The 12,228-nt window shown below is 39.3% G+C and carries 14 protein-coding genes; 9 read left to right on the top strand and 5 right to left on the bottom strand.

The features are described 5' to 3' along the window. Positions 1–884: 884 nt before the first annotated feature. From G3569_RS17555 to G3569_RS17570, 4 genes are all read right to left on the bottom strand, one after another. Positions 885–1,187: a type II toxin-antitoxin system RelE/ParE family toxin gene (locus tag G3569_RS17555; RefSeq protein WP_165271392.1), complete on the bottom strand. Its 303-nt coding sequence runs from the start codon at positions 1,185–1,187 to the stop codon at positions 885–887. A gap of 6 nt (positions 1,188–1,193) precedes the next feature. Further along, positions 1,194–1,406 (bottom strand): addiction module protein, encoded by a 213-nt coding sequence (locus G3569_RS17560; protein ID WP_165271393.1) that lies wholly within the window; start codon positions 1,404–1,406, stop codon positions 1,194–1,196. A gap of 324 nt (positions 1,407–1,730) precedes the next feature. Next, positions 1,731–2,114: a DUF1841 family protein gene (locus tag G3569_RS17565; RefSeq protein ID WP_165271394.1), complete on the bottom strand. Its 384-nt coding sequence runs from the start codon at positions 2,112–2,114 to the stop codon at positions 1,731–1,733. Between the two features lie 42 nt (positions 2,115–2,156). Continuing rightward, on the bottom strand, positions 2,157–2,678 hold the full coding sequence (locus G3569_RS17570) for a hypothetical protein (protein ID WP_165271395.1): 522 nt from the start codon (positions 2,676–2,678) through the stop codon (positions 2,157–2,159). Positions 2,679–3,525: 847 nt separating this feature from the next. On the opposite strand from G3569_RS17570, the gene G3569_RS17575 reads away from it, so the two are divergent. The 8 genes from G3569_RS17575 (at position 3,526) to G3569_RS17610 (ending at position 10,131) form a co-directional block, all read left to right on the top strand. Then, the gene (locus G3569_RS17575; RefSeq protein ID WP_165271396.1) at positions 3,526–4,761 is read left to right on the top strand and encodes a site-specific integrase; all 1,236 of its coding nucleotides are present in this window, start codon (positions 3,526–3,528) and stop codon (positions 4,759–4,761) included. Positions 4,762–4,765: 4 nt separating this feature from the next. After that, complete coding sequence (locus tag G3569_RS17580; protein ID WP_165271397.1) at positions 4,766–5,692, top strand: hypothetical protein; 927 nt, start codon at positions 4,766–4,768, stop codon at positions 5,690–5,692. 97 nt (positions 5,693–5,789) lie between these two features. After that, on the top strand, positions 5,790–6,086 hold the full coding sequence (locus G3569_RS17585; RefSeq protein WP_165271398.1) for a hypothetical protein: 297 nt from the start codon (positions 5,790–5,792) through the stop codon (positions 6,084–6,086). Positions 6,087–6,095: 9 nt separating this feature from the next. After that, the gene (locus G3569_RS17590) at positions 6,096–6,971 is read left to right on the top strand and encodes a replication protein RepA (RefSeq protein WP_165271399.1); all 876 of its coding nucleotides are present in this window, start codon (positions 6,096–6,098) and stop codon (positions 6,969–6,971) included. 473 nt (positions 6,972–7,444) lie between these two features. Next, complete coding sequence (locus tag G3569_RS17595; protein WP_165271400.1) at positions 7,445–7,780, top strand: plasmid mobilization protein; 336 nt, start codon at positions 7,445–7,447, stop codon at positions 7,778–7,780. Beyond that, positions 7,777–8,832 carry a relaxase/mobilization nuclease domain-containing protein gene (locus tag G3569_RS17600; RefSeq protein WP_165271401.1) on the top strand — a complete coding sequence of 352 codons (1,056 nt, stop codon included), beginning with the start codon at positions 7,777–7,779 and terminating at the stop codon, positions 8,830–8,832. Before G3569_RS17595 ends, G3569_RS17600 begins: the two co-directional genes overlap by 4 nt. 4 nt (positions 8,833–8,836) lie before the next feature. Beyond that, entirely contained in the window at positions 8,837–9,211 is a 375-nt protein-coding gene (locus tag G3569_RS17605) for a hypothetical protein (RefSeq protein WP_165271402.1), read from the top strand. A gap of 38 nt (positions 9,212–9,249) precedes the next feature. After that, the gene (locus G3569_RS17610; protein ID WP_165271403.1) at positions 9,250–10,131 is read left to right on the top strand and encodes a hypothetical protein; all 882 of its coding nucleotides are present in this window, start codon (positions 9,250–9,252) and stop codon (positions 10,129–10,131) included. Between the two features lie 109 nt (positions 10,132–10,240). On the opposite strand, the gene G3569_RS18470 is transcribed toward G3569_RS17610, so the two are convergent. Further along, a complete protein-coding gene (locus G3569_RS18470; RefSeq protein WP_205720274.1) occupies positions 10,241–10,426 on the bottom strand; it encodes a hypothetical protein in 186 nt (61 codons plus the stop codon). A gap of 358 nt (positions 10,427–10,784) precedes the next feature. Here G3569_RS18470 and G3569_RS17615 point away from each other — a divergent pair. Continuing rightward, on the top strand, positions 10,785–12,228 hold a 1,444-nt coding region (locus G3569_RS17615), incomplete at its 3' end, for an AAA family ATPase (RefSeq protein WP_165271404.1).

The following is a 12,228-nucleotide window of genomic DNA, read 5'->3' on the forward strand; positions in this document are numbered from 1 at the left end:
TTAACTCACTGTCCATTTTTTTGTAGCAATTCCACCACGGTAATCATCTGAAATGCACACATAGATTGAATCCAATTCTTGTATACTATACTGAAGTTATCTGATTTATCACCCTCATTAATATTCATGGGTGAAGTACTTAAGGCCTCCTTAGTTCCAACTATTGTGTGTGCAATAAATGCTAGTAATACTAAAGTAGTGGTGATTAATATTGGTACATTCATTGTTTAGATATTTAAATTGCCTAACGACATTGCGGATAACCTGCGCAGCGATGATGAACGTTAAAAAAGCACGAACGTAACATAGTAATTTGGGGCCATTTTAAAAATAATAGGCTCGGCTGATGGGACCAAGGGCACCGAAACCTAAGTAGCCAGACAGAAGCAATGGGTTGGGAAGCGAAGCGCGGTGCCGGCGCCAGGCCGGAAGATAGGAGACCGTCAACGGCAGGAGCACCGGGAAAACATGAAACCCAGCCGCAAATACGAACTGTGCCAGGAGGGCAGGGAAGCGGATGTTAAAAAAGCACTGGTGCAGATTCGTACCGTTTGGGAGCTACTCGTTAAAAGGAGCAACCGTCTGTACTTTTCCGATGAGCCAGACAGAAGCAATCGCCCACCAACGGCTGGGAATTGTAACTAATTTTAAAGCTGAAAAGTAGCAGAAAGTGTGGCCCAACCCTTGTAGACAAAACGAGACGGCCTTGCCGCGCAGCCTAACGACATTGCGCATAACCGGCGCACGGATTGATATTGAATTAGCAACTAACGAAAGATGAGTTTTAAAACCAAGAGGGGTAAGGGCCTGCTCACCGAAGCTTTGGTTTTGAAGCGTAGGAGAGCGAGGTGCGTCCGAGTTAATGCGCGGGTTAGGTTTCCCGATTATTCGGTTCTTGTTTTCCAAGATTCTGGACTTCTTCGTTGATGGAGGATTGCAAAAACTGTTATGATATCATCTTCATTGATAAAATAGATAGAAAAGGGAAACCGGTTAGTTAATGCCCGATGAACTTTTTCTCGAAAAACGATCTGATGGTGAAGAGGATTACGACTAATTTCTGAAAGTTTGGCGTCAACACAGCGGATGAATTCTTGACCTAATCCGTGATTTTGCTCTTGGTACCACTGGAAAGCTTCATCCAAATCTTGCTGTGCGTTTTTGGTGAGTATTAATGTTTTAGGCACAGTGATCTATAAATACTTTTGACGGACTTCTTTCCAAGAAGTACCATTCTTTTTGTCTTCTTCTAAGGTCTTAAGACGCTCCTCTAAAATAGATTTGTGATGATCAGGGACATCAACCTCTTCAGGGTCAGAAGCAATAGAATCCCAGAGAGCTTCTACCAAGAGCAATTTCTCGTTTTTGTTAAGCTGTGACAGCTCGTTGATTAGAGTTTTTTCCATAGCAGGAATTTTGTTGTAATTACAGACTTAAGTTGAATAAAAACGAGCTTGAAAGCAACAAATTGAGTTAGAAATTAGCAAAATGAGAGGGAACCTAACGACATTGCGCTTAACCGGCGTGGGTTCTGATGAAGAATTAAGTTAAAAACTCTTGGCCAAAACACAAGCAATAGGGAGGGAGCGACCGACTGTCGCCACAGTTTTTTGAAAAGCCAACAACCCAAAAATCCAGCAATCTAGAGCGACCCCTTGAGGAAAAGCCCCGGCGAGCCACGTCCGAGTTGAAGCGCGGGTTATGCCGCCGGAAATTCTATAATAGGTTACTTATCCAAATTCGTCCAGCCATTTTTGTGCTGTAAGTTGATTCACTTCTTCAAAATACTCTTTGGAAAAATCCTCTGAGGTGTTGGCTCCGGCTTTAACTTCCCAAATATATTTTATCAGTACACTGCCAATAGCATGAATAGCATCATGGCGATCTAATCCCTCTTGAACTAATCTATGTAAGGTCTTTTTAACAGGATATTCATCGCCAAGGGCTACTTGATTTTCCACTACGGCATGGATGGTCGAATGGAGGTGCACATTGGGCATTTCTTCTTCATTCTGTTCATGATATTCTAAAACTAGACCTACTCGTTCCAATTCATCCAGAGCCAACCATTCGTTGGAATCCGGGGCATGCAAAGGATCATACTTGGTAATCATAACGGCTGCTGATTTACGTTTTAGGCTGTATAACGGATGGCGCTACAGCTGCAGGCGCCGGAATGTTGATATTGTTTGCAAATGAAAGAGTAACCATAAAAAGGCAGGCAGGCAAGGCGAGTGGGAAGCCTGTCCGCTGATAGCGCTGGTTATTTTGGGGCAGCGGGATGAGGAAACCGGCAACAGGGGGGATATAAACAACGGAAAACCACAGCGAGCACGCCCCGAGATAAGCCCCGTCCGGGCCAGACAAAACGGGAGATAGGCGCCTGGAGCAACGGCCCGGGCACCGAGAAGGTTGCCCATAAAAGCTGCGAATACGCTACTAACCACGAGGGCAACAATACGGAACCGTAAACGAAGCACTGGTGCAGATTCGGCCCCCAAAAAGTGGCAACCGGAAAACCGGGGCAAACCTGCCGACTTATTAGCCCATTGTAGAGAAGCAACCCACCGAGAAACACCTACCGACAAACTGCGAAGGCCGGCGGGCAAAATAACGGATGGCGCTACAGCTGCAGGCACCGGAATGTTGATATTATTTACAAATGAAAGAGTAACCATAAAAAGGCAGGCAGACAAGGCGAGTGGGAAGCCTGTCCGCTGATAGCGCTGGTTATTTTGGGGCAACGGGATGAGGAAACCCGCAACAGGGGGAATATAAACAACGGAAAACCACAGCGAGCACGCCCCGAGATAAGCCCCGTCCGGCCCAGACAAAACGGGAGACAGGCGCCTGGAGCAACGGCTCGGGCACCGAGAAGGTTGCCCGTAAAAGCCGCGAATACGCTACTAACCACAAGGGCAACAATACGGAATGTTAAAAAAGGCACTGGTGCAGATTCGCCCCGCAAAAAGTGGCAACCGGAAAACCGGGGCAAACCTGCCGATTTATTAGCCCATTGTAGAGAAGCAACCCACCGGGCAATACCTACCGACAAACCGTGAAGGCCGGCGGGCAAAATAACATAGTCTTATGTGTACGATCTCTATACTACTTATCGTACACATAATATGCAAAAATACCGCTAATTTAGTGTAAAGCCTATTTTTGTTCATATTATGTGTCTCAATTTCTTCATACTCGTACACATAATGTGTATGCATAATATGATATTATGCGTATGGTGCTACGATCGTAATGAGTGAGATTATTTTAAGGAGAGAAGTAGATTGAGTATCAAAGAAGGAGCAAGATAAAAAAGCCTTTCGTCCTCTAAAGTAAGAACGGAAGGCTTTTGGGAGTACCCGAGGTCGAACTCGAATACGTGTTACTACTCCAAAAACCTTACTGACATTATGCCTTAATTAACTCCAAAAGCCATTTTTAGCGATTAAGTCAGTGAGTTAATTGGACTAATAACAAAATTTGTTTTACCATTGTTGAACCAGATAACCAAATAGGTAAAACATGGCGACTACAATAAATTTCATCTTAAGAACTAACAGAGCTAATGCGCGTGGCGAATGTCCAATATATATTCGCGTAACACATAACCGTAAGTCCAAATACTTGAGTCTCGGCATCGCCGTCAAAGCTAAGGACTGGAATGAAGAAAAGCAACGGGTAAGAAGAAGTAATGATTCATATAAAAAATTGAATCATGAAATAGAACGAATTTTTACCAAAGCACAAAACATAAAACTTGAATTACGAGCTGAAGATAATGTAAGTGCCAAGTACATCATTAATGCGTTAAAGGGTTATGATTCCAAAAACTTCTTCACTTATGGAGAAGAATATATCGATCGGTTAGAAGAAAACGGCTCTGTCAGGCTTTCTAAACAAACCAATGTCATTGTCAATAAGGTTGAAAAATTTCACGGTGACAAATCGCTTTTACTTAATGAGATTGATAATAAGTTCCTTAGTGGTCTTCAAGCCTATATGAAAAAGGAATGTGATAACGCTCCCAACACTATTCGAAAAGACCTTGAGCGCTTAAACCGACTATTTGAGGAAGCTAAAAAAGATAATCTCATTAAGTCCAATCCCATCAATGATTTTGAGCTTCCTAAACGACAACAGTCGAGTAAAACTGCTTTATCTCTAAAACAGATCAAGGCTATAGAAAAACTGGAGCTTGACGGGAGTTCTCGCCTCTGGCATACCCGAAATTATTTTCTATTTAGTTTTTACAATGCCGGTATTAGAGTTGGGGATTTAATGAAGCTAAAGAGAGAAAATATTTATATCTCAAATGAAGAAATTCGCTTAAGATATCTTATGAATAAGACGAGAAAAAATACTAAGCCTAAGTGGAAGAATATTAAACAACTTCCCCAGGCAATCGAAATACTGGAACGCTATAATTTTCGGGACAAAGATCCTGATGAATATTTATTCCCAATATTGGATACCTCCAAAAATTTAAAAGATCCATCAGTATTTGACCGAGACAAGCAAAGTAAAACTGCAATGATGAATCGAGACTTAGATGATATCGCTGGGTTAGCTGATATAGAAGAAAATGTAACTACCCACATAGCCCGACACTCATTCGCCAACTTTGCTCGAAAAAAAGGAATGAGTCTTTACAGTATTTCAAAAGCGTTAGCACACAGTAACCTCAAAACAACAGAGCAGTATCTAAAATCTTTTGATGAGGAAATGTTGGATACTGAAATGGAAGAATTATTTAATTAAAAGAATGAGCATAAAAACAATATTCAGATCATTTAAGCTTTGGCATTACAAAAAAGCAAATGCAATAGGTAGCCATCTACATAATCAATACTTAACAGTTCTTCATTTCATTTATGAAGCTGAACGTGTTAAGCTAATTGAAGGAAAAAAAGAGAATCTAAAAGATGAAAACTATAAAATAAGCTTACCAGTATTACTTTTTAGATCTACTGTACTATTGCTTTTAGTTTGGATAGGAGTTCAACATGAAAATATTTATAAATATTTGAAATGGGTTATCTATCCCATTCTCGGTGGCCTCCTTTCCATACCCCTTTATTTTTTATTTGAATACCTATTTGAAAACAAAAAATCTATAACAGATAAGCAGCTCATATTCCAAAGAATAGTTTTCATTAAACTGTTTATAACAGGTTCATTCTATAACCCACCCAATAAGGAAAACAAAGAACCGCGCTATATAAAGTTTTCACTATATATAGCAATGATATTTGTAACAATCACAATGCTATTTTTATCTCTTCTTACAAATAGAAATATAAAGGTACTGTTATATAAGTTTGCAACTATAGGTCTTCAAGATAAGGACGACCAAGTTTTATTTGAATTCACAAATAGTAAAAAGAATGACTTAGAAAAAATTAGAATCCAATTAAAGAAATTTGCCTTAAATGAGTTGGGATATAAAAAAAAGGGCAAAACTAAAAAAAAGCCTTATTTAAAGGAAAAGGACTACCCAAAAGCTAAAGCTATTGCCGAAAATATTGCTAATGACCCCGATATTAGCACAAAAGAAGATTTTTGGAATAAACTGTACCCAGCAATTAATAAATCCAAAGATATAAATAACAAAAAGATAAGCTCTGAGAGCACATTACGACGAAACCCTTCCTTCTCTAAATACATTAAAGACATTTCTGAAAATATTTAATGATGGATTTTTGGATTTGTAATAAATCCTGTCCTATCCCACCCATTTAGCCGAGCTTGGTTCAGAATCAAAACCGAAAAATTAATTCTGAACCAATATGTCTATTACTTATATCACTTCAGAAGAAAAACTAAAGGAAGCAGTTGCAGAGGCAGTTGCTTCCATATTAGATGAAGAGCTCCCCTCCATAATACGTAAGTCCCAACGCAGTGAATACTTAACGACCAAGGAACTTAAACAACTTGTTGGGTGGAGTTACAGGTCTCAAAAACATCTTCGAGACACCTCCCAGCTGACCTACTGCCAGCATGGACGTAAAATAGTTTATCCGACGGAGGCAATCGAAAAATTCCTTTCAGACCATAAAATCCAATCTAAAAATTCAAAGGAATAGGTTGGAAATATGAGTACTAAGAAAGACAGAAAGACTTTAAGTGATTATGACCGCCTTTATGTACCAAGAATGTTTGCTCAACATCCTTTTCCAACATCTGACAAACATAAAGAGTCTTATTTCAGTGTTAATGGTAATAACGTTTTAATAATTGAATCAGGTCGCGATTACAGTCCAAAAGATGAGAAAACTATACTAACGGGTTTACCATTCGGTACGATTCCAAGAATCCTAATTTTGGCTATCACAACAAAAGTTGTGCTAACCCAAAAGCGCCAGGTCAATCTATCTAAAGATATATCTGGATTATTAAAGCTAATCGAAGTAGATGTATCAGGGGGCAAAAGAGGTTCCCTAACCCAATTTTACAAACAACTAAAACGGTTACTCAGCTGCAGGATTACCTATCAATGTTTTAGAGATATAAAAACCCCCCAATCTGGACAATTAAAGCGAGATATGGGACCCATCTCCGAATTGGAATTTTGGGAAACCAGATATAGTGAAAAAAGAAATCGCCTAAAAGATATTCAGGTAAAACTACATGAGCACTTCTACCAAGAAGTTATTAATAACGCTTTCCCGGTAGATCCTGGAGATGTTGACAAGCTTCGACAATCACCATTCAAATTAGACCTGTATCTGTTTCTAAGCCACAGAGTCTTCAACCTAAAAGAAGATACCTATATCTCCTGGAAAAGTTTGAACAAACAGTTTGGATCTAATTATGCCAACCATCTCGATTTTGGAAGAAGGGCAAGAAAATACCTCAAACAAATAAAAGCTAAAGTCTATAAAGAAGTAAACTTTGAATTTGAACCTGGTCGATTAGTACTAAAAAAATCACCAACTCCCGTAAAGAAGTTATCCACAAAGGGGTGTTAATATGAAAGGTTATCCACGAATAAGCTGTCACAGTCAAATAGCCAGTTTACGAATTAATTGTCACAGCTTTAACCCAATTCACGAATTAACTGTCACACTTCTTATAGGTCTTCTTGTTGTTCTTCTACTTGTAGCTAGAAACAATGGAAATGTGGATAAACCATATTGGCCCTTAATCCCTCTACCAGAGAAAAACGGAAAACAGCGTATGAAGTCAAGAATTATTTCAACCACATGTTAGATGGATTATTGAGAAGAAAAAATTCTTGACTTCATGAAAGCTTGTTTCCAGAACATACAGGTAGAAGGATTAAGGGAAATTATGAATAGACAAACAATAACCGCTATTAGCTACTGAGCTAAGGATGGCAAGCAAGTACCTTTGGTCCCAGATTCGCACGGCGAATTGGTCAAAGGTAGAATGATTTTTCGCATCTGCGATGCTCTAAATGTAAAACCACAACAATCTAATCATGGAAAACGACAATAATATCAGCAACAAAAAAAGTACAAATCATAAGCGGGATCATCTGCTAAAGATCTACCTCACCGAAGGGGAAAAAGCCAGAATTAAGAAGATGGCTCAAACGGTGGGAATTAAGTATTCAGCATTTGGCCGCGCTGTTCTGCTGGACTATGAGTTCAAAAAAGATCTGCTCGACCTTAGGAAGATTCGCTACGAGCTTAACAAGATTGGCGTAAATCTCAATCAACTCACACGAATTGCCAATCAGAACAAACGACTTCCAGAAGTTGAGCGAATAGCCAAGATAGAACGCCAACTACTAAACACCTTAGATAAGTTATGATTGCCAAGGTCGGAGATTCTACCAGCATCTTAAAAACCCAGCACTATCTGATTGAGAAGAATCCCAAACGCGTAGACTGGGAGCACCCTCAACATTTAGCCAGTACGGATCGTGAATTTGTCATTGACCAAATGCGAGAGGTGGCGAAAAACAGCCAGACGGATGAGCCCATCTATCACTATAGCATTTCGTGGGATACCTCGGACAACCCTACTCGGCAGCAGATGATTCAGGCAGGAACCCAAACGCTTCAGGACTTGGGACTCGGGGAGCATCAAGCGGTCTTGGTTGCCCATAACGATCATGACTATAAGCATCTTCACGTTATGGTTAATCGCGTCCATCCGGTGAAGGGTACGGCATGGAACAGGTATCGGGATTACATCAAACTCGAACAAAGCTTGCGTGTGATCGAACGCCAACATGGATGGAAAGAAGTCCCAGGCCATCACCACCAGCTGGAAGGCCAGCAAGAACCCGAATATGGGAATAGTCTCAACAAGTTTGAATGCGCCCAGATTAAGAAAGGTGAAACGCCCCTGTATATGCTTATTCGAGAGCATGCCGAACATGACTTTCGAGAAGCTAAAAGCTGGGAAGATCTTCACCAACGATTAGCGGAAAAAGGCCTGACGATTCAGCGCGGAAGTCGAGGCCGAGGTGGAAAGGTTACTGATGGATATGAATATACGAATCTCTCCAAGATCCGTCGTGACTTTAGCATGGGACGACTGGAGAAGCGGTTTGGCCCGTTTAGATCTTTACAGGAATTACAACAAGGAAAGCAATTGACGGATATACAGCATGCCTTCGCATGCTTCGAGCGAGCCCACCGGTTAGGCAGGCGCCGGAAGGCTCGTTCTTTTAAAAAAGGACTCGGGAAAACCCTCAAGGCATTGGGTACCGCCCGGAAAGTCCAAGCGGCCATCAGTAGCCTACTTTCGGTGAGCACCTCATCGAATCCGGCTCTTAAGCTGGCCGGTATGATGGGTAAAACCATCATCAATCAAATCGAACAAGAACACCAACGAAGCAGAGGAAGAGGTAGATAATATTATGGCTAAAAACATGAAGCAGCGACTACGCGACCAGGAAAAAGAAAAGCAGCAAAAGCACCGCAATGAAACCGTCCAAGAGGTGGTCGACAAACTGGACAAGTGGAATAGCAAGATGGAACAATTATTAAAAGAGCAATCCAGATACGTCCACACGTCAAAGGATGCCATTAAAGAATCAAATCAGTTATGTCGCCTAATACGCAGAGATGTCACATCATTTTCAGTTAATTCTCGAAAGAAAGTAGAATCCTACCGGAAATTTCTAAGCTGGAAATTCTACGCAGCTTGTTACTTCGCCTCTCTATTAGGAGGACTCACGGCCGTCACCCTTTGTGGTCTATACTGGCCGACCATACGACGCATTTTAGGATAACCCTATTCAGTCAATCCAAATAAACAAATCAAAATATCATGAATTATTATTCTAATTTAGATGAACAATACATTTTTGTACTCCTTGAACCCACTGGCACCCTACAAGACCAACAACTAAAACCGGCTTGTTATTTGGGAGCCGCTCATGATCCCTTTGCCCAAGTTAGTGATCTACTTAACAATGCAAGTAATAGATCGAATCTCCTATCACGTTGGCTTCGCGAACTCGTAGGTGTGACCGATAATTCTCCAGACCTGTTAATCTTGGAATCCACCATCTCGACCTATACCGATGGAGATGCAAAAAAAGTCCTAAAAGCCTGGCGATGGGCGGCATGGATTGCTGGTTATCAGCTTTTATCAAATCAACGAAGTTTCTATAACGAGCAAAATAGAACCAAAATCGCTGATAAACATAACCAACTTATAAAAAAGCGTATGCCAACGGTTAAATCATTCCAATACTATCAGCAAGATAGCGACAGCCAATCCCATAGTTATACCGTTGAATCCATTAATCCCCATCTTGGGTATTCGTTGGTCACGGACGAAGAGGATTTTAAATACTTTAATTCCAAGTCAGAACGGTCAAAAGCGATTAAACAATACCTGAAAAATAAAATGGATTATACCATTCCTAAAAACCCCCAGCAGCATAAAGAACATATAGCTATTGTTGAAGAAAAAGCCGGTCGGCGGCATCCCCTGAAGCTTGCCAAGTGGAAAGCACGCCCAATTTTTGAGGCTGCCAGTAGCTGGAAAGAGCTTAAAGAAAAACTGTGGGAGTGGCGCTGGACCATCCATCCACTACCCCGTGGTGCTGTGTTATTTGATGGTAAATATCCTTCCAGACTTAAGGATATAAAACCAAAATTTGCTTTAGAAAGGCTCGAAGAAAAATTTGGACCAATATTATAGATAAAAAATAAAATCTGTAAGGAATTAACGTTTAAATGGTCTTACAAATAGGACGAAAATATTTTATCAGAAAACCACCTTAGCATCATGCCAAACTACTATGTTAATACTAACAAAGATAATGATGGGGATCATGAAGTTCATAAATCGTCATGTGATTGGCTGCCAAATGAGAATAATCGTAAGTATTTGGGAAACCATTCCAACTGTTATCCAGCAGTTGCCAAAGCAAAGAGCTTAGGATATTATCCATCAAATGGTTGTGCCCATTGCTCTCCAAGCTGTCATACGTCATAGACTAAAATTATACGTGAAACAGTTACTTTTTCTGAATAATATTAAATTCACTGCTCAAAACCGCTCTTTTTTAGATAACTCTTTAGACAAGAAACTATAACTGAGATTTATTAATTATCGTATCCGTAAATTTAATTCCTTATTGAGCAGCTCCTAAGTATCCAAATTCATGCCCTCCTGAAACTATATATACTGATTAAAACGGAATTTCTATCTGACATCAAGCCCTAATTCAGAAATCATTATACCTTTTCTTATTATTTTTTAAGATTGACAAAACTTTGGACTTCTATATTTCAGTAATTAAGATCATTAAAATAATATTGTTGGCTTAAAATTAACTTTCAGTTTGCATTATGAATCTTAGAGACAAAATATGGACTTGGGCAAAAACTTTAGATAATTGGCAAAATGATTTATTAAGAAGGGTTTATGAAGAGGGAAAACTTGATGAATCAGGACGAGAACAAGTTCTAAAGAATTTACTTGCAACTCTAAAGGGAGAGGAATTGCCGTTTAAACCTATACGTCTTAACAAAGATCAAATTCAAACATCAATAAGTGATAATGAGTCCGTTAAGGTACTTTCCTTATCCAATCTGGAAAATGTCGGTACAGTAACGGAAAAGGGACGATTAGATTTTTTAGCTGATGGATTAACTGTTATCTATGGGGAAAATGGAGCTGGAAAGTCAAGTTATGCTAGAGTATTAAAAAAGGCGTGTCGGGCTATAAAGCAAGACTTAGATATCCATCCTAATGCTTTTGAAAAATCTAATGGTGAAGGTACTGCCAAAATTAAAATTCAAATAGAGGATTCTAAGGAGATAATCAAAAGGAACGTAAATGATAAACCTAATCCTAATTTAAATTCGATTAGTATTTATGATCGGGAATGTGCGGAAGCATATACTGAAGGCAAGGTAATGGATATCCCTTATTTACCATCTGATCTTCGATCAATGAAACAGATGGTTAATGAGCAGAATCTTATCAGAGAATCTTTACAGGATGAGATAAATAAGATAAAGGAAGAAATAGAAAGTTTAGAAGTAGAATTAGATGAATTTCCTGAAGACGATAAGATTTATCCGATTGTTAATTCCCTTTCCCACAATACGGACTTAGAAAAACTTTCAGAACTAAGGGGATTGAATGACCAAGAAATAGAACAGTTAGAGAAATGGGAAAAGGAATTAAAAGCCAGCGATCCAGAAAAAAGACAGAAAAAAATATCGACCCTTGAATCAAAAAAAAGTGATACTAAAAATATTGTAGATCGACTAAATAAAATTGATAGGAATATAAATAAACGGCTCGTGGAAGTTTTTCCCAATCTTATTAGAGATATACAAACACTTAAAGACTCCCAGGAAATGTTAAAAGAGGAGTTTGAGAACGCTTTGCCAGGTACAGGAAATGAGGCTTGGAAAACTTTGTGGAAAGCAGCCAAAAATTTCAGTGTAGAATACGCTTATAAGGACAAAGAATTCCCAGTTTTAGAGAAAGATGGAAATCCAGCTAAATGTGTACTTTGCCAACAGCCATTAGAAGAAAAAGGGATTGAGGAACGGTATAATCGATTTGATAAATTTATCGAACATAACATTGAAAAGCAGCTTAAAGAAAAAAGAAAAGTCCGGGATGATTATGAAAAAGAAATTGAAAACTTAAAATTAAGCGATGTTTTATCTGAGTTAGCACGTAATACTTTGGAAGAAAACAACAAAGAGCTAACTGAGAAACTTGATGAAATTGAGAATACTCTATGGAATTGCTACAAAAAAATGGACAGTGAGT

This window comes from Fodinibius halophilus (genome assembly GCF_011059105.1).
Lineage (GTDB): Bacteria > Bacteroidota > Rhodothermia > Balneolales > Balneolaceae > Fodinibius > Fodinibius halophilus.